Source organism: Pseudomonas sp. NY15364, from assembly GCF_048068235.1.
Lineage (GTDB): Bacteria > Pseudomonadota > Gammaproteobacteria > Pseudomonadales > Pseudomonadaceae > Aquipseudomonas > Aquipseudomonas mendocina_D.
Genome location: NZ_JBLUPX010000019.1, coordinates 62,315 through 80,159 on the forward strand (window position 1 = coordinate 62,315; position 17,845 = coordinate 80,159).

A 17,845-nucleotide genomic window follows, 5' to 3' on the forward strand; every position below is an offset into this window, starting at 1 on the left:
GCATGCTATCACTTGGCCGTGAGGGCGACCACGTCGAAGCGCAGCGTGCCGATCATCTGCCCGGCTTCGGTGACGACCCGCACCTGCCAGCGGCCTTCCGGCGAAGCGGGGAAGTTGAGTTTGTGCGTCCAGGCGCGATAGCCCTCCTTGCGCCCGCCGTTGATATCCAACGCAATGCGGTCGACTTCCTGACCGTTGTGCTGCCAGACGTGGTAGATGCGCTCGTTGAGGCCACGTGGAGCATTGATCGAGGTGTAGGCGTAGAGCCCATCATTGAGCAATTGCTCAGGGCTGATCTGCCGCAGGCTTTCGCCTGGCGTGCGCTGCGCGCCATCGAAGTGATCGCTGATCGCTACCTCGGTCAGCCACAGAGTTGCCGGCGGCACCCAGACTCGCGCCATCCAGCCGGCGCTGGCCATCGCCAGAGGCAGGGCAGCCAGCAACACAATGCGTCGCCAACCAGCGAACCCGATCAAGCCGGGCAGACTTGGTAGTGCCAGTACCGTGGCAACCGCCAGGGCGATCCGGTAGCTCTGCGGTGTGCTGAGGTGAAAGATGATCGGCAGCGCGGTAAGCAGCACCGCGAACAGCGCCAGGCTGTGAAGGATCAGCAGCAGCCAGCGCCGCGGCGCCAGCCAGCGGTAATAGATCGGGTCGGTGATCGAGGCCAGTGCGGCGACCGCCAGCAGTCCGCTGAACAGCAACTGCCCGCTGTTCCAGGTGGTGGTGATGAAGAAGAACGGCAACACGAAGAACAGGCTTTCCTGGTGGATCATCTGCGTGCCGTAGCGCAGCAGCGGCAACGGTAGCTCGAAGCCGAAGCGCCGGGCAATGCGTTCGCGCAGCAGGTTCTCGAGAATCAGCCAGACCCAACTGACCAGCAATACCACGCCGAGCACCTTGGCCAGATGCGCCTGGCGGTCCACCAGAAGAAAACTGGCCACGCCCGAGCAGAAGCCGAACAGGGCGACCAGGCCTGGGTAACGGCGCAGCAGGGCGATCAGCATGGGGATGCGGTCAAGTACGACTTTCATGGCAGTAGCAAATGGCAGTGTTGGGCGCGCATCCTAGGTAGCCCGAGCCTTGGCTGCAAGCGAGTCGTCAGCTGCGCTGGCGGTGCCGGGCTGCTTGCGGCACTATTGCGCCCCCGTTTCACCACCGAGTCCGAAAACGATGAAATTCATCCATCAACGTGAGCATCTGGAAGAGGGTGATCTGGTGGTCATCCAGTGTTCGCAGCCCTGCAACATCCGCCTGATGAACGATGCCAACTTTCGCGCGTTCAGAAACCGTGGTCGTCACAGTTATCACGGCGGTGCGTTCATCAAGTTCCCGGCGAAAATCCGCGTGCCCTCCGGTGGTTTCTGGAACATCACGCTGGATACCGTAAGCCGCCGGGCAGTCAGCGTGACACGCAAGCCGCAGATGGAATACAGCATCAAGATCGTCCGTCGCCCGGGCGCCTGATACCGATGCGAACCTCATGTCAGGCGAGACGCTGAAGAAAAAGACTAAACGCGGCCAAGCCGGAAGAGGTCAGAGCTGATGAACCCACAAGAAGGAGAGTCAGCATGCTGAAGTTTCTCGGAGGCACCGTCGGTATCATTTTCATCATCGGCCTGATCGTGGTGGTGGGATTGCTCTCACTGATCTTCTAGGCAGTTGTCAGCCCCGCTGCGCGCAGCGGGGCTGATCGTATTCAGAGCCGCTTGCGCAGGTTACCCTGGTGCTGTTCGCAGGTCATGAAGCCCTTGCTGTCGACCCGGCCGTTGACGTCGAAGTCCACGTAATAGGGCTGCTCCAGGCCGTCGACATTCAGCACATAGTTGTTGCAGGTGCCGCCTGTGACGCTATTGCGCACGTCCGAAGAGGGTGGCCCGCCGAGAGTGAGTACCTGCTCCTGAGTCATGCCGTGGTCGACCTGCTTGACCAGTGGCTCATTGCGAAAGGTCACGTAATCGGCTGGGTTCTCGATAGTCGAGCAACCGCTCATCACGGCTGCCACTGCCAGTACTGCAAGGCTGTGCTTGTACATGTCGTCGCTCCGTCGAACGAGCCGAAGTGGCTCGGTAAGTCTTGGAGCATTGATCAGGCTTGGGAGTTCGTGTATCTCGACAATCGGCGCGAGTCGACTCGCGTTCGCTGCCGTATGAACGATAAAGAGCCCGCGATTGCGGGCTCTTTTGCGTCAGTCGTCGTAGCCCAGGTTGGGCATCAACCAGCGTTCGCTGACGCTGATGTCCTGCGCCTTTCGCTCGCTGTAGCTTTCGATCTGATCCTTGTCGACCTTGCCGACAGCGAAGTACTGCGCCTCAGGGTGGGCGAAGTACCAGCCGCTGACCGCTGCTGCTGGGAACATGGCGTAGTGCTCGGTGAGGAACACGCCGCTACGGCCGGCCTTGTTGTAGTCCGCCTCGGGATCGAGCAGCTTGAACAGCGTGCCTTTCTCGGTGTGGTCCGGGCAGGCCGGGTAGCCAGGCGCAGGGCGGATGCCCTTGTAGGCTTCCTTGATCAGCTCCTCGTTACTCAGGTGCTCGTCCGGTTGGTAGCCCCAGTGCTCTTTGCGCACGCGCTCGTGCAGCCATTCAGCGCAGGCTTCGGCGAGGCGGTCGGCCAGCGCCTTGACCATGATCGCGTTGTAATCGTCGCCCTTGGCCTCGTAGGCCTTGGCAACTTCCTCGGCGCCGATGCCCGCGGTGGTGATAAAGCCGCCCACGTAGTCCGTCACGCCGCTGCTTTTCGGCGCAACGAAGTCGGCCAGGGACAGGTTCGGCTTGCCGTCCGGCTTGATGGTCTGCTGGCGCAGGTGGTGCAGGGTGGCGAGCTGTTCGCCGTTGTCCCCGTAAACCTCGATATCGTCGTCATGCACCTGATTGGCAGGCCAGAAGCCCAGCACCGCGCGGGCCTTGATCAGCTTCTCGTCGATCAGTTTTTTCAGCAGTTCCTGGGCATCGGCAAACAAGGTGGTGGCTGCTTCGCCGACCACTTCGTCGGTAAGGATGCGCGGGTATTTGCCGGCCAGGTCCCAGGAGATAAAGAACGGCGTCCAGTCGATGTACTCGGCCAGTACGTTGAGGTCGATATCGTCGAGCACCTTGACGCCGGTGAAGCTCGGTTTCGGTGCGCTATAACCGGTCCAGTCGAACGTCGGCTTGTTGGCGACGGCGTTGTCGTAGCTCAAGCGCTCGGTGCGGGTCGCACGGGCGGCGGTGCGCTCACGCACCACTACGTACTCGTCGCGGGTCTTCTGCACGAAATCGGCTTTCAACTCCTTTGACAGCAACTGGGTGGCCACGCCCACAGCGCGCGAGGCGTCGGTGACGTAGACCACGGCATCGTTGCTGTATTGAGGGTCGATCTTCACCGCGGTGTGGGCCTTGGAGGTGGTCGCGCCGCCGATCATCAATGGCAGGGTGAAACCCTGGCGTTGCATTTCCTTGGCGACGTGGACCATTTCGTCCAGCGACGGGGTGATCAGGCCGGACAGGCCGATGATGTCGCATTTTTCGGCGATGGCGGTCTGCAGGATCTTTTCTGCCGGCACCATCACGCCGAGGTCGACGATGTCGTAGCCGTTACAGCCTAGCACCACGCCGACGATGTTCTTGCCGATGTCATGCACGTCACCTTTGACCGTGGCCATGAGGATCTTGCCCTTGGCTTCCGGCTTGTCTCCTTTCTCCGCCTCGATGAACGGAATCAGATGCGCAACCGCCTGCTTCATCACGCGGGCGGACTTGACCACCTGGGGCAGGAACATCTTGCCCGAGCCGAACAGGTCGCCGACCACGTTCATGCCGCTCATCAGCGGGCCTTCGATGACTTCGATGGGGCGCGCGCATTGCTGGCGGCATTCCTCGGTATCTTCGACGATAAAGGCGGTGATGCCTTTGACCAATGCGTGCTCCAGGCGCTTGTCGACTGGCAGCGAGCGCCACTCTTCGTTCTCGACTTCCTTGGTCGCGCCGCCGCCACGGTAATTGTCGGCGATGGCCAGCAGGGCGTCGGTACCGCCTGGCGTGCGGTTGAGCACGACATCCTCGACGCGGTCGCGCAGCTCCTTGGGAATCTCGTCGTAGATTTCCAACTGGCCGGCGTTGACGATGCCCATGGTCAGGCCGTTCTGGATGGCGTAGTAGAGGAACACCGAGTGGATCGCCTCGCGCACCGGGTTGTTGCCACGGAACGAGAACGATACGTTGGACACGCCGCCCGAGCTCAAGGCGTGGGGCAGGTTGTCGCGAATGAAGGCGCAGGCTTCGATGAAGTCCACGGCGTAGTTGTTGTGTTCCTCGATGCCGGTGGCCACGGCGAAGATGTTCGGGTCGAAGATGATGTCTTCCGGCGGGAAGCCCACTTCGTTGACCAGAATGTCGTAGCTGCGCTGGCAGATTTCTTTCTTGCGCGCGGCGGTGTCGGCCTGGCCGACTTCGTCGAAGGCCATCACCACCACGGCGGCGCCATAGCGCTTGCACAGCTTGGCGTGGTGCTTGAATTGCTCGACGCCTTCCTTCATGGAAATCGAGTTGACGATGCCCTTGCCCTGGATGCACTTCAGGCCGGCCTCGATCACCTCCCACTTGGAGGAGTCGATCATGATCGGCACGCGCGAGATGTCCGGCTCGCCGGCGATCAGGTTCAGGAAGCGAACCATGGCCGCCTTGGAGTCGAGCATGCCCTCGTCCATGTTGATGTCGATCACCTGGGCGCCGGCTTCCACCTGCTGCAGGGCGACCTCCAGCGCTTCGGTGTAGTTTTCCTCGCGGATCAGGCGGGCGAACTTGGCCGAGCCGGTGATGTTGGTGCGTTCGCCGACGTTCACGAACAGCGACTTGCGGTCGATGGTGAACGGTTCGAGGCCCGACAGACGACAGGCCTTGGGAATCTCTGGAATGGCGCGGGGTTGGTACTTGGCGACGGCTTCGGCAATCGCCTGGATATGCGCCGGGGTGGTGCCGCAGCAACCGCCGATGATGTTGAGAAAGCCGCTGGCGGCGAACTCTTCGACCACTGCGGCCATTTCTGCCGGGCTCTCGTCGTATTCACCGAAAGCGTTGGGCAGACCGGCGTTGGGGTGGGCGGACACATGGGTGTCGGCCTTGTTCGACAGCTCTTCCAGGTACGGGCGCAGGTCTTTGGCGCCAAGCGCGCAGTTCAGACCGACGGAGATAGGGTTGGCGTGTCGTACCGAGTTCCAGAACGCTTCGGTCGTCTGGCCAGACAGGGTGCGGCCGGAGGCATCGGTGATGGTGCCGGAAATCATGATCGGCAACTCGACGGCGTCTTCGTCGAATACCTGCTGCACGGCGAAGATCGCTGCCTTGGCGTTGAGGGTGTCGAAGATGGTTTCGATCAGGATCAGGTCGGCGCCGCCAGCGATCAGACCGCGAGTGGCCTCGGTGTAGTTTTCCACCAGTTCATCGAAGGTGACGTTGCGGTAGCCAGGATCGTTGACGTCCGGGGAGATCGAGCAGGTGCGGCTGGTCGGGCCCAGGACGCCGGCGACGAAACGCGGGCGTTCCGGGGTTTCCAGGGTCTTGGCGTCGGCCACTTCACGGGCCACGCGGGCACCGGCCAGGTTCAGCTCATAGGCCAGCGACTCCATGCCGTAATCGGCCTGGGATACCTGGGTGGCGTTGAAGGTATTGGTTTCCAGAATATCTGCGCCGGCATCCAGATAAGCCTTCTCGATGGCGGCAATGATCTGCGGCTGACTGAGCAGCAGCAGGTCGTTGTTGCCTTTGACGTCGCTCGGCCAGTCGGCAAAGCGCTCGCCACGGTAGTCGGCCTCTTCCAGCTTGTAGCTCTGGATCATGGTGCCCATGCCGCCGTCGAGGATCAGGATGCGCTCCTTCAGGGCTTGCTGGAGGGCTTGGAGGCGGGCGCTGCGATCGGACATGAGAACTACCTGAGCAAAGCGGAAACAAAGGTGCGCGATGATAGCAAAGCTGCAGGGTTTTGGAGCGTCAGCGGGCTTTCCATGAATTTCATTCATGTTGCTGGGCCCGCCGTCTCGTTAGAATTGCCAGCATTGCAATCAAGGATGTGGCCATGCTCAAGCCCGCTGCTCTGTTTCTCCTTTCTTTCGCAGCCGGCCTGGCCCGCGCGGAAGCGATTTCCTATATCGACGATGTTCAGCCGATCCTCACCCACAAGTGCGTAGCCTGCCATACCTGCTACGACGCGCCGTGCCAGCTCAATCTCGGCAGTGCTGAAGGCATCCTGCGCGGTGCCAGCAAGCAACTGGTGTATGACGGTACACGCAGCAAGGCACAAGCGACCACGCGCCTGTATCTGGACGAACAAGGCGAGGCAGCCTGGCGTAAACGCGATTTTCATTCGGTGCTCGATGGTGAGAAAGGACAGGCTGCACTGATCAAACGCATGCTGGAGCTGGGCCGCAGTCAGCCATTGGAGCCCAATGCCAAGCTCCCAGACACGCTCGATATCGCCATCACCCGCAGCAATAGCTGCCCATTGCCGGGTGAGTTCGCCGCCTACGCGCAGAAGAATCCCCATGGCGGTATGCCGTTCGCTGTGACGGGCCTAGACGATGCTGAATACGCCACCCTTGAACAGTGGCTGGCGCAGGGTGCACCGGTCGCCGAGCAGCCCCTGAAGCCCAGCGCCATCGAGTTGCGCCAGGTCGAGCAGTGGGAGAACTTCCTCAACGCTCCCGGGGCGCGAGAGGATCTGGTTTCGCGCTGGTTGTACGAGCACCTGTTCCTTGCCCACCTACATTTCGAGGGCGGTGAGCCGGGGCATTTCTTCCAGATGGTGCGTTCGCGTACCCCTAGCGGCAAACCCATCGACCCCATCGCCACGCGCCGCCCCAATGATGATCCGGGCACCGAGTTCTATTACCGCCTATGGCCGATCCAGGGTGTGATCGTGCACAAGACGCACATCACCTATCCGCTGGGCGACGCCAAGCTGGCGCGGGTGAAGGAGCTGTTCTTCGGTGAGGACTGGACGCTGGATGCTGTCCCCGGTTATGGCGCACAACGCCGCGCCAACCCCTTCGAAACCTTCGCCGCGATTCCGGCGCGTGCGCGTTATCAGTTCATGCTGGATAACGCCGAGTACTTCGTGCGCACCTTCATCCGTGGTCCGGTGTGCCGCGGGCAGATCGCCACTGACGTAATTCGCGACAACTTCTGGGCCGTGTTCCAGGCGCCGGAGCACGATCTCTACATCACCGATGCCGAGTACCAGCGTGAGGCTACGCCGCTATTGGCCATGCCGGGTCAGTTCGATGATGTCGGCGATCTGCTGGGCCTGTGGCGCGACTATCGCAACAAGCGCAATGATTACGAGGACCTGCGCAAGGATGCCTACGCCGACGCTCCTGCTGCCGATTGGGCGCATATCTGGAGCGGCAACGACAACGCGTTGCTGTCGATCTTCCGTCAACACGACAGCGCTTCGGTACGCAAAGGCCTGCTCGGCGAGATTCCGCAAACCCTCTGGTGGCTGGACTATCCGCTGCTGGAGCGCACCTACTACCAGTTGGTGGTCAATTTCGACGTGTTCGGCAACGTCTCGCACCAGGCGCAGACACGGTTGTATTTCGATCTGATCCGCAATGGCGCCGAAGTGAACTTCCTGCGTCTGCTGCCGGCGCGCTCGCGTGAGGCTTATCTGGACGACTGGTATCAGAACAGCGGCAAGTTGAAGATGCTGCTGGACTACACCTCGGTCGACCATCGTTCGCCGAGCGCCATTGGCCTGAGCGGCAATGATCCGAAGAAGCAGTTCGCCGAGCAGCTACTGCAACGCTACGCCAAGCTCAATGCACGCCCTGACCCAATCAACCGCTGTACAGGTGCACATTGTTATCGCGACGGCTTGCCCAAGGAGCTGCAAGATGTCGAGCAGACGCTGGCGCGCTTGGCCAGTCGCCCGGCGGGCGGCTTGCGGGTGATCGATGAACTGCCGGAAGCGACCATGCTGCGGGTGGAACTGAGCGACGGCTCGCGAGAGATCTACAGCCTGCTGCGCAACCGTGCGCACAGCAACGTGGCGTTCATGTTGGGAGAGGAGCTGCGCTATCAACCGCGCCTCGACACCCTGACCATCTACCCGGAAGTGCTCAGCAGCTACCCGAATTTCCTGTTCACGGTAAAAGCGGGGGAGGTGGATGCCTTCGTCAAGCAGATGGAAGGTGTCAGCGACGCAAAATCCTTCGAGCGTATCGTCGAGCGCTGGGGTGTGCGGCGTAGCCATCCGGAGTTCTGGCGCTATTTCCATGACCTGGCCGAGCACATCCGCGAAACCCAGCCGTTGGAGGCCGGGGTGCTGGACATGAATCGCTACCAGAACTTCTAGCCGCACCCCGAAAGCCAGGCGCCGCAGGGATTGATGTCTCTGCGGCGCTGCTTAGGGCCCGCCCGTCGATCCCGGTTAGGTGCCATCGACCTTTCGCCTGCCGCTGCGGTCGGACGCTGAGGCTGCCTGATTCCAGGCCGCTCGGTTTCGATCTTGGCGACAGGGGGAATAGCGGTTCCATGCTGGTTTCAGTACAGGCTTTACGGGCGCTGGCAGCCTGGGTTGTGGTTTTTCATCATGTCATGCAGGTGTTCTTCGATTTTCAGGCCGACAGCTTCGTCGGTCGTCTGTTTGCCGAGCGGGGCGCCGTTGGTGTCGACATCTTCTTCGTCATCAGCGGCCTGGTGATCTATCTCTCCACTCAAGGCAAGCGCATCACGCCCTGGCGCTTCATGCTCAATCGCGCACTGCGTATCGTCCCGGCCTATTGGATCTACTCGCTGATGGCAGCGCTGATCATCGCCTTTGCCAACCCGGTGATGCCGGTGCAGGAATTCGACCTGCATCATCTGCTGCTCTCGCTGTTCTTCATTCCCGCCGAGAACCCGGGTGGGTTCGGTCTCTATCCCACGCTCAATGTCGGCTGGACGCTGAATTACGAGATGTTCTTCTACCTGCTGTTCGCCCTGACTTTCATCTTCACCGAGCGTTTGCGCCTGGTGTTCATCGTCCTCAGTCTGGCGGTGTTCGGCCTGCTGGCCACGCAGCCATGGATGAGCGACTTCTACCGCAACAGCATCGTCTATGAGTTCGTCTTCGGCATGGGACTGGGCGTGATCTACACGCGTGGCTGGATTCGTCAGGGCTTCTGGTTGCCACTGTTGGTCATCGCCGCATCGCTGCTGACCATCTACCACTTCGACAACTCCATGCGCCTGCTGCACTGGGGCGTGCCGAGTGCGCTGATCGTAGCTGCCTGCATTGCGATGGAACCCTGTTTCCGGGGCAATCGCCTGCTCAGTCATATGGGCGATTGCTCCTATTCGGTGTATCTGCTGCACGTGATCGTGCTGTCGCTGGGTTGGTACCTGCAGGCCCGTCTGGGGCTTGCCCCGGCCCTGGTCATCGCTGCCTGCATACCGGTGATCGCGCTGGCCGCCTGGGGCAGCTACGAATTGATCGAAAAGCGCTTTTTCGTGCGCGCAAAGCTCTGGATAGGGCAGCGAACCGACTCGGGAACGCTGCAGTCGTTATCCTGAGTAAATTAGTAGGACTATATTCAGGCCGTCACTTGGCGTACAATTCGCCGCATGACCGTGAGGAGTTGCCATGAGCGCCATCATCATTACTCAAGCTGCTGAAGACTACCTGGCCGAGCTGCTGAGCAAGCAGGACACACCGGGTATTGGCATCCGCGTTTTCATCACCCAGCCAGGTACGCCTTATGCGGAAACCTGCATTGCCTACTGCAAACCGGGTGAGCAAAAACCTGAAGACACCGCCGTTGGCCTGGCCAGCTTCACCGCCTGGATCGATGGCGTCAGCGAGCCTTTCCTGGATGACGCTGTCGTCGACTACGCCACTGATCGTATGGGCGGCCAGCTGACCATCAAGGCACCGAACGCCAAGGTGCCGATGGTCAACGAAGACAGCCCGCTGAACGAGCGCATCAATTACTACCTGCAGACCGAGATCAATCCCGGTCTGGCCAGCCACGGCGGTCAGGTGACACTGATCGACGTGGTCGAAGAGGGGATCGCTGTTCTGCAGTTCGGTGGCGGCTGCCAGGGTTGTGGCCAAGCCGACTACACCCTCAAGGAAGGCATCGAGAAAACCCTGCTCGAGCGCATTCCAGAGCTCAAGGGTGTGCGTGACGTGACTGACCACAGCAATCGCGAGAACGCCTACTACTGACAGGCGCAGTGCACAGGAAAACGGGGCGACCAGGTCGCCCCGTTTTCATTTCAGGCTTTGAGTACGCGTTTGCTGGAAGCGGGGAAGCGTTCGAGCTTCTCTGCCGGGCGAATGGGGCGCTTCACCAGTTCGCCGCTGCAGTTCGGGCAGCGTAGCGCCAGCACGGACTCGGCGCAGGAGCGGCAGAAGGTGCACTCGAAGGAGCAGATCAAGGCGTCGCTGCTGGCTGCAGGCAGGTCGCAGTCACAGTTCTCGCAATTAGGGCGCAGTTCAAGCATGGCGCTAGGCTCGGCTCAGTGGCGATCGCAGTAGTCTGCAGTCGCCGCAGGCCAGGCGCAACGGGCACATCCAGGGGCGCGCAAGGCGCCCCGACAGGATTTACTCCGGCATGCTCCACGGAGCCAGGTCGAAACCCTGGCTGCTCAGCTCCTCGCGGGAACGCTGCAGCGCGTCTTCCAGTTGTTGCGGGTCGCTGTAAGTGGCGCTGGAAAGCTGGCGGCCGAGCAGGCGAGTGTTGGTGCGGTCGATAACGCTGATGCTGACGACGCCGGTGCCGTCCTGCGGAGCCCAGGCTACGCACTGGAGCGGGCGGAAGGCACGATCGGCAATCAGCAGGGCTTCGTTGAAACGCAGCGGTGTGTTCATGGGGTCGGTTTCTCCGAGTTGATCCCAACAATTAATTGCGGCCAACAGGTTATTGGTGTTGGCCTTTCAATAGTGTTGATGAACTCAGTAGATCCATAAGTCACACATGGCTGAAAAAAGTTTTATTACTGGCGCAGTGTGCCCTGATGAAAACTTCTGGCGTCTCGCCGGCAACAACTTTCTACCGCGAAAGTTCCACCTCTGTTTCCTGCAGGGTCGGCTGTGGCGCAACGCTAGCGGGGGCTGGAGCGTTTCGCTGATGGCGATAGGCACTTACTGCCTCATATACCGACTTGCGCAAACGGTTTATGCCACCGATAGGGCGGTGTTCGGGAAGTGCATGCCAGGGGTTGAAGGACAAATTGTCGCAGAACAGGTTTTGTTCCCGGCTATCGAAGTCCTGAGGCTGCACGGTAATACGGGCAACGCTTTCGAAGGGCGATATCTTTTCGCTCCACTCGACACTCGGATCTTCGATGGGCATGTAGTGCTGCGCGTTCTGTTTTTGTACCTGCAATTCAAAGCACGCCGGCGCACGGTCCAGTGACAGCTGCTGGTAAAGCGCATTGCGCAGGAAGTTGGGTAGGGCGTTGTTTTGTTCCGGCAATTCGTAGGGCGGGCAATCCTGCGGTGCCGGTACCACGCGATACTTGATGTTCGACTCGCCGAGCTTGAACGGTGCAATGGAGTTGTAGGTGGTGGCCACGGGGCTTTCTGGTGCCAGAGCCAGCGTTTTCAGGGCGATGACCAGATGACGCACCTCCCAGGTGCGCGGGTCCAAGCTGGGGAAGAAGGCCTGGACCTTCTTGCCATCTGCCTGAGCTGCGAAATTGGTGCGGTACTCGGCCACGTCGCGAACGAAGAAAGCCGGATGGTTGAACATCACGAAGTCCTGCTCGCCAGCATGCTCAGGGCTCTTCATGAGTTTCTCGCCCGGTACGTCGAGCAGCTTTATGGCCATACCACGTGCATCGCGGGCACGATCAAACTGCGGGTAGGCATTGCCGTTGGACAGGCGCATCCAGGCCTGCCAGGTATGCCCGGGTTCGCTGAAGACGCCATGGCGCAGCGACTCATCCAGCGTATCCAGCACCTGTACTTCGGCTTTCGCGCAGCCATGGGCCTTGGCGTGGGCGTCACGCAGTACGCGGGTGTTATCGCGGTGTTGCTCGACGATACGTACAGCGTCTTCGATGATAAGCCTGGTGAGCGCAGCCTCATCCGGCTCGATCTGTTCTTGCGTAGAGACCGGGCCGGAGAATTTCCAGGCGTAATAGGCTTCGCCCAGGCCCAGGCCCCAGCCAACCAGGCCTACGAGGGCGACGGTGAGTAGCAGTTTGCCGAGCAGACGACCGAGCCAGAGCCAGAAGCGTTTCAACATCGTTGCAATCCTTGTTCTAGATATCGGTTGAAATCAGCCTTCGCAGTTCGGGCCGGGCGTCCAGGCTCGTACCGGCACGTCACTGAGCTGAGTTTCCAGCTCGGCGTTACCCAGCACTTTCAGGTATTCGATCAGTGCCAGGCGCTCGTCCGGTGACAGGGCACGGCCGATGACGCCTTCCTGGCGGCAACCATCGCGGAACTCATGACCGCCATTGCCGTTGCCGGTCACACGGGTATCGAGCAGGAAGCCGCCTGGGAACTTGTCGCTGCGATAACCCACGCGCTCCGGATCGAATTCGAAGTTACCGACCCAGAACTGGGCCTGCCGCTCGTATACGGGAGAGAGCAACTCGAACAGGTTGGGCACCGAACCGTTGTGCAGGAAGGGCGGAGTAGCCCAGATGCCGTCGAGAGGACGGGCCTTGTAGCCGCGCTTTTCCTGAACGCCGATGGGCAGGCCATAACCGTCCATCTCCTTGCGCTGGCGCGGGCTTATGCCGGCGTCCTGATAGGCGCGGTTTTCCACGTAGGCGGTGATGTAGGCCAGGCCCTTGGCGCTGGAGATACTCTTGAAATCGACCTCATCGAGGCTGGCACCGTACAGACGCACGTCCAGCTTGGATAGCTCTGCCTTGGTCCAGCCCAGGCGACTGATGTCGAAACGGTGGTCAGCGATGTTGTCGGCGGTGGTTGGGTCGGTGCCGACGATGCTGATCGGTACCACGCGCATCTTCCATTCAGGATCGCGCGACGGCGCCAGGCGCTGATCACGCGGCTTGGGATCGGGGGCATGACAATAGGCGCAATTCTCGGTGTAGAGCGCTTTGCCACGGCTTGCCAGGGGCAGATCCACCTTGCCGAATACGGCTTCTGGCCACTTGGGTGGCTGCAGTTGTTTCAGGGTTTCCTCGAGGGTGTAGAGGTCATGCAGGCGCACGCTGGAGGCGTAGCGATCAGCCTCGGCGACGCCTTTGCGATGTTCGTCGAGCAGATACAGGCTGGCGCCGACGCCAAGGGCTTCGCCAACGTTGCGTGCCATCGGCTGCATGGCCGAGCCATTCCATTGCACCCAGTCAAATTTCCAGATGTCCCAGAGTTGCGGGTAGCTGACCGGGGCATTGGCAACGCGGTAGTTGGCCTCATCGAGAACATCGCCGAATACGGTATTGGCGATACGACCGAATGCATCGGTACGGCCAAAGCCTTCTTCCGTCGGATACAAGCCACGGTGCCAGTCGTTGAAAGCAGTCGCCAGCAGCCGGTCGAGCACTTGCTTGAAATCCTCGCGCAGTTGGTCGCGACCTTGCGGGTACTGCTCGCCCAGGACCTCCTGGGCAAAGCGACGGAATTTCAGCGGGTTGTAATAGGTGAAGGCCATGCTCATGCCCAGCGCCTGGCCGAAGCCGCCACCGCGCAGAGTCGGTACGGTAGAGGCGAGGGAGTGCAGGGCGGCACCGCCATCGATACGCACGGCCTGGTCTTTGTAGCGCAGTTCGTCGGTATGGCAGGCGGCGCAACTGATATCGAGAAAATGCTCGCCGCTTTCGCTGTCCTGATGACGGGTAAAACCAACCGGCAGATTGGCCGGGTTCAGAGCGCTGGGCTGCTGCTTGGGGTCAGTAAGAAAGCCGAAGCGGGCCAGATAATCGAGGCGGGCGAATTTCTCGGTGCCGAACGGCATCTCCAGCGCGCTGATCCAGTCATAACGCAGGCCTTTAACCGTCGTGCCCTGCGGCGTGTAGTAATAAGTCTGGCGCTGCTCTTCGCTCCACTGGTCCAGGTAGTGCAAATCGTTGGGCTGCTGATAGGTCGGAAGGTTGGGGTTGGCGATGTAATACAGCACCACCGCCAGACCGATCAGTGCCAGCAATATGGCGAGTTTCAAGGTGCGGCGGAGCAGACGCATCAGAGACTTCCTTTTAGCGTTCTTATTAGCCGGCCTGTTATTCCAACACTGCAGGCTGTTGGCAAGATGCCATCGCGGTGGTTATGAAAACTCTGCAATAACCAGCAGGAACGACGCATATAGCGAAATGATCCACGAAGCGTCAAAGTTCTTGCTAGCTTTACGCTTGAGAGCGCCAAATTGTTGTTTTTATTGGGGTTATAAAATAATGGCGCCAAGGATGGAGTATGTTGGAGGCTGTTTCCGTCGCATCCCGGCAACTACTGGTCCTCGATCCCTTCGAGGCGTGTGAAGCGCTGTTTAATCCATTGCAGGCTGCTGGCTGGAGCGTGCAGCGCTGCACGCCACAAACGCTCAACGGCCATGCAGGTGATGCACTCCTGCTTTACCTCGATCAGCAGCCCAGTCATGCGCTGCTCAGGCAACTGCAATTGACAGGGCTTGGTTGCATCGTGCTGACGGATGCCGAGCGATTGCAGCAGATCAATTGCGAAGAGTTGGTCGGCGAATGGTGCTACGCCGCGCTGACATTGCCGGTGGAATTGCCCCAGTTACTGGAAACCTTGCAACTGGCGCAGACAGGCACCCGCTTGCGCAGATTGAAAAGCGCACGACAGGCGCCGCAGTTTCTCGGCAACTGTGCCGCCGCGCGTAGCCTGCGACGGCAGCTGGATCGGCTCAGCCGTATCGATGGCCCGCTGTTTATCAGTGGGGAGCGCGGTAGTGGCAAGCATCTGCTGGCGCGCTTGCTCCACCAGCGTTCATCTTTTATTGCGCAGGCCATGTGCACTATCGATTGCGCCGAGCCTCTCGACGACGCTGCTCTCGCCGCGTCGAGCTTCACCAACGTGCAGCTCGAAAACGCATCTCGGCTCTCTGCGGTCGACCAGCAAAAGTTGTTGGACTACCTGCAGTGTCATCCTCGAGCACATCTATTGACCCTGGACCGAGGCGAGCTGGTACAGGCCCTGCAGCAGGGGCGCTTCAGATCGGATCTGTTTCATCTATTAGCGGCGCAGCAACTGCAAACGCCGAATCTGCGCGAACATCCTGGTGATCTGGTGCTACTGGCCGAGCACTTCGCCAAACAACACGGGGCGGTGATCGGACGACATCATCGGCATTTCAGCGAGGAAGCGATGGATGCCATGATCAGCCATCCTTGGCCGGGCAATGTGCGTGAGCTGCGCAATCACGTGGTACGCGCCCTGGTGTTGGCTCAAGGTCGGCAGATTCTTGCAGCCGATCTTGGTTTGCGCCCGGCACAGGCGAGCATCGATGCTCCGGTTACGCTGGAGGACTACATACGGCGGGCCGAACGCCAGGCGCTCAACGACGTGCTGGGCCGCTACGCCAACAACATGAGCCAGGCCGCGCGCACGCTCGGGATTTCGCGGCCAACCTTCTATCGCTTGCTGCACAAGCATCGCCTGCGCTGAGACGCATGCTGTAACGCTCGAGAAACACTGCTAAGGTGCTCGGCAACCCCATCGCAAGGAGATCGTCATGCACCCGTTCGAGGCCGAGAAACCGCCGCAACTGGCCGGATTACTGGGGTATGCCGGGCTGGTACCATTCGTTGGTGGTGCATTGGGGATCTGGGTGATTCCCCTGGGCTGGCGGCCTTTCGTGCTGGACGCGCTGCTGGATTTCGCTGCGGTGATTCTGGCCTTTATGGGCGCCATTCACTGGGGTTTGGCTATGCGTGCGGAGGAAACCGATGAAAAGGCCAAGCTGCAACTGGGGCTGTCGGTGATTCCGCCCTTGCTGGGCTGGGCCGCATTGGCTGGTGGACTGCCGATTGGGTTGTCCCTGCCGATTTTCCTTTTTGCCTTTATCGGCCTGTACCTGGCAGACATGCACGCTGTACGCGTAGGGCTGGCGCCGCAATGGTATCCGGCCCTGCGTACGCCGCTGACCCTGGTGGTCTGCCTGAGCCTGTTAGTGGCCTGGGCCAGCGTGTTGATTCGCTAAGCCGAGCAGCGTCGCGACCTGCGCCAGCGCAGCCTGGCGCCGCTCATCCCAGCCACCTGACAGTTCGCAGAAACGCTGCCCGTTACCCAGCAGCCAATCCCGACAGGCCTGATGAAAGGTCTGGCGCTCGACCAACTGAGGCTGGCAACGCTGGCCGTCTTCGACCCAGGGTACGCCTGCGGGGTCGAGTAACAGATGCTGGTCGTAGTGACGCGCCAGCAACTCGGCCTCCAACCAGTGCGGACAATCGCCGAACAGGGAGTGACTCCAGAGCATGTTGCTCAGCAGGTGCGTGTCGAGAATCAGCAGCGTCGGCCTGGTTGCTCGCGCAGCATCCTCCCAGGCCAATTGGCCGCGCGCGATCTCGGCGATGTCGGCATAGCAGGTATCGCGCTGTTGTTCGTCGATGAAGTGGCGCACGTATTCGCCCACCACCACGCCACCGAAGCGCGCTTGAATCTCCCCGGCCAGCCAGCTCTTGCCGCTGGACTCGGGGCCGGTCAGCACCAGGACTTTCATGACGCGTGCTGCAACGCCGGGTCACGGCGCCAGGTGAGCCAGCCATTTATGGCCAGGGCGGTGAAGGCCGCGTAGAGACCTGCAGTCAGGTACAGCTCGCTATACAGGAAGAAGGCCACGTAGCAGATATCGACCATTACCCAGAGCGCCCAGCACTGCAGGCGTTTCTGCGCCATCCACAGCTGCGCGACCAGGCTGAAGGCGGTCAGTGCCGAATCCAGCCAGGGCGAGCTGGCATCGGTGTAAGTGGCCATAAGGTAGCCGAGCAACCCGGCACCGAGCGCACCGATCAGCAATCCGCTCAGAACTGCGACCACACCCAGGCGGCTGACCATGCGCCCATCGTGGCGGTCGCCGCCACGGGTCCACTGCCACCAACCGTAGAGTTGCAGCGCGGCGAACAACAGTTGCAAGAGCAAGTTGGAATACAGCCGCCAGTCATAGAACAGCCAGGCGTAGAGCAACACCATGATCAGACCGATGGGCCAACACCAGGGGTTCTGTCTGACCGTCAGCCAGACAGCGACGATGCCGAGCCCGGCAGCAACGAGTTCAAGCCAGGACATCTGGCGCCCTCAAATCAGGAAAGGGTGGCGATTGTACTGATGCAGGCGGCTCAGCACACCAGGCTGTCGGCTTGTCGATAGAGCATCAGCAGCTTGCGGGTGATGGTTTGCTGGATGTCGTCACGCTCGAAGCTCGACAGTCGCTCCAGGCGTGCCAGCTGCAGGCGATGCAGGTGGATATAGGGCATCTGCTGGTCGAACTCGCGCAGGTCGCCCTTAATCAGCACCGGCAGGAATAGATCACCGATTTTCTTCTGGTTGCTGATGATCTGCGCCAGGGCCGGTTTGAAGGGCATGGTCTTGGGCGCCGGCCCGCCATCCCTGATCTGGGTGCTGAGCAGCAGGCCCGGTTTACCCAGAACCTTGCCCGGCAACACGCACAGGCCCGTCTTGCGGATGGCCTGGCTATCGATGCCGTGCAGGGTGTCGTGGAAGGCGTAGGGATTGGGCAGCACCACCATCTTGCGCCCGAGATCGGTGGGGAAGTGCAGGCTGTAGTTGGTGTACAGCTGCCCCACCGACTCGGAATAGACGCACAAGCGGTTCTCGAACAGCTTGATGAAACGTTCGGCCAGCTCGCGGCGGGCCATGCTGTCCAGGTCCCAGATCAGGTCCTGATTCTGTGGTCGACTGAAATCGACCTCCTGATGCTGCATGCTGCTCATGGTCG

At 60.7% G+C, this 17,845-nt stretch carries 16 protein-coding genes; 6 read left to right on the forward strand and 10 right to left on the reverse strand.

Going from position 1 to position 17,845, the window contains the following annotated elements; genetic code table 11:
• Nucleotides 1-8 precede the first annotated feature (8 nt).
• Nucleotides 9-1,034: a DUF5924 family protein gene (locus ACNFCJ_RS16310; RefSeq protein WP_343350138.1), complete on the reverse strand. Its 1,026-nt coding sequence runs from the start codon at nucleotides 1,032-1,034 to the stop codon at nucleotides 9-11.
• A 139-nt stretch (nucleotides 1,035-1,173) separates the two neighbouring features.
• On the opposite strand from ACNFCJ_RS16310, the gene ACNFCJ_RS16315 reads away from it, so the two are divergent.
• Nucleotides 1,174-1,467: a DUF1883 domain-containing protein gene (locus tag ACNFCJ_RS16315; protein WP_074914993.1), complete on the forward strand. Its 294-nt coding sequence runs from the start codon at nucleotides 1,174-1,176 to the stop codon at nucleotides 1,465-1,467.
• A 232-nt stretch (nucleotides 1,468-1,699) separates the two neighbouring features.
• Here ACNFCJ_RS16315 and osmE read toward each other — a convergent pair whose 3' ends face one another.
• Nucleotides 1,700-2,035 (reverse strand): osmotically-inducible lipoprotein OsmE, encoded by a 336-nt coding sequence (gene osmE, locus ACNFCJ_RS16320; protein WP_179576532.1) that lies wholly within the window; start codon nucleotides 2,033-2,035, stop codon nucleotides 1,700-1,702.
• A gap of 153 nt (nucleotides 2,036-2,188) precedes the next feature.
• Complete coding sequence (metH, locus tag ACNFCJ_RS16325; RefSeq protein WP_416772428.1) at nucleotides 2,189-5,899, reverse strand: methionine synthase; 3,711 nt, start codon at nucleotides 5,897-5,899, stop codon at nucleotides 2,189-2,191.
• Nucleotides 5,900-6,051: 152 nt separating this feature from the next.
• Here metH and ACNFCJ_RS16330 point away from each other — a divergent pair, with 152 nt between their 5' ends.
• From ACNFCJ_RS16330 to nfuA, 3 genes are all read left to right on the forward strand, one after another.
• Nucleotides 6,052-8,328, forward strand: a complete 2,277-nt coding sequence (locus tag ACNFCJ_RS16330; protein ID WP_416772429.1) for a fatty acid cis/trans isomerase — start codon at nucleotides 6,052-6,054, stop codon at nucleotides 8,326-8,328.
• A 179-nt stretch (nucleotides 8,329-8,507) separates the two neighbouring features.
• Entirely contained in the window at nucleotides 8,508-9,527 is a 1,020-nt protein-coding gene (locus ACNFCJ_RS16335; protein WP_416772430.1) for an acyltransferase family protein, read from the forward strand.
• Between the two features lie 70 nt (nucleotides 9,528-9,597).
• Nucleotides 9,598-10,182 (forward strand): Fe-S biogenesis protein NfuA, encoded by a 585-nt coding sequence (gene nfuA / locus ACNFCJ_RS16340; RefSeq protein WP_099524064.1) that lies wholly within the window; start codon nucleotides 9,598-9,600, stop codon nucleotides 10,180-10,182.
• A gap of 50 nt (nucleotides 10,183-10,232) precedes the next feature.
• On the opposite strand, the gene ACNFCJ_RS16345 is transcribed toward nfuA, so the two are convergent.
• The 4 genes from ACNFCJ_RS16345 to ACNFCJ_RS16360 all read right to left on the reverse strand — a co-directional run bounded on the left by ACNFCJ_RS16345 (nucleotide 10,233) and on the right by ACNFCJ_RS16360 (nucleotide 14,116).
• On the reverse strand, nucleotides 10,233-10,460 hold the full coding sequence (locus ACNFCJ_RS16345) for a DUF1272 domain-containing protein (protein WP_099524066.1): 228 nt from the start codon (nucleotides 10,458-10,460) through the stop codon (nucleotides 10,233-10,235).
• Between the two features lie 100 nt (nucleotides 10,461-10,560).
• Entirely contained in the window at nucleotides 10,561-10,827 is a 267-nt protein-coding gene (locus ACNFCJ_RS16350; RefSeq protein ID WP_416772432.1) for a hypothetical protein, read from the reverse strand.
• A 181-nt stretch (nucleotides 10,828-11,008) separates the two neighbouring features.
• Nucleotides 11,009-12,208: a catalase family protein gene (locus ACNFCJ_RS16355; RefSeq protein WP_416772434.1), complete on the reverse strand. Its 1,200-nt coding sequence runs from the start codon at nucleotides 12,206-12,208 to the stop codon at nucleotides 11,009-11,011.
• 33 nt (nucleotides 12,209-12,241) lie between these two features.
• Entirely contained in the window at nucleotides 12,242-14,116 is a 1,875-nt protein-coding gene (locus ACNFCJ_RS16360; RefSeq protein ID WP_416772436.1) for a di-heme-cytochrome C peroxidase, read from the reverse strand.
• Between the two features lie 227 nt (nucleotides 14,117-14,343).
• Between ACNFCJ_RS16360 and ACNFCJ_RS16365 the strand changes: the two genes are divergently transcribed.
• Together ACNFCJ_RS16365 and ACNFCJ_RS16370 are read left to right on the forward strand one after the other, a co-directional pair.
• A complete protein-coding gene (locus ACNFCJ_RS16365) occupies nucleotides 14,344-15,555 on the forward strand; it encodes a sigma-54-dependent transcriptional regulator (protein ID WP_416772437.1) in 1,212 nt (403 codons plus the stop codon).
• Between the two features lie 67 nt (nucleotides 15,556-15,622).
• A complete protein-coding gene (locus ACNFCJ_RS16370) occupies nucleotides 15,623-16,090 on the forward strand; it encodes a DUF3429 domain-containing protein (RefSeq protein WP_099524076.1) in 468 nt (155 codons plus the stop codon).
• Here ACNFCJ_RS16370 and ACNFCJ_RS16375 read toward each other — a convergent pair.
• From ACNFCJ_RS16375 to ACNFCJ_RS16385, 3 genes are read right to left on the reverse strand one after another with little or no spacing between them, the layout of a single operon-like run.
• A complete protein-coding gene (locus ACNFCJ_RS16375) occupies nucleotides 16,058-16,609 on the reverse strand; it encodes an AAA family ATPase (protein WP_416772439.1) in 552 nt (183 codons plus the stop codon). The genes ACNFCJ_RS16370 and ACNFCJ_RS16375 overlap by 33 nt on opposite strands.
• Complete coding sequence (gene pnuC / locus ACNFCJ_RS16380) at nucleotides 16,606-17,175, reverse strand: nicotinamide riboside transporter PnuC (RefSeq protein WP_416772440.1); 570 nt, start codon at nucleotides 17,173-17,175, stop codon at nucleotides 16,606-16,608. The genes ACNFCJ_RS16375 and pnuC overlap by 4 nt, the downstream gene beginning before the upstream one ends.
• Before the next feature lie 50 nt (nucleotides 17,176-17,225).
• Nucleotides 17,226-17,840: a hypothetical protein gene (locus ACNFCJ_RS16385; protein WP_416772442.1), complete on the reverse strand. Its 615-nt coding sequence runs from the start codon at nucleotides 17,838-17,840 to the stop codon at nucleotides 17,226-17,228.
• Nucleotides 17,841-17,845 lie beyond the last annotated feature (5 nt).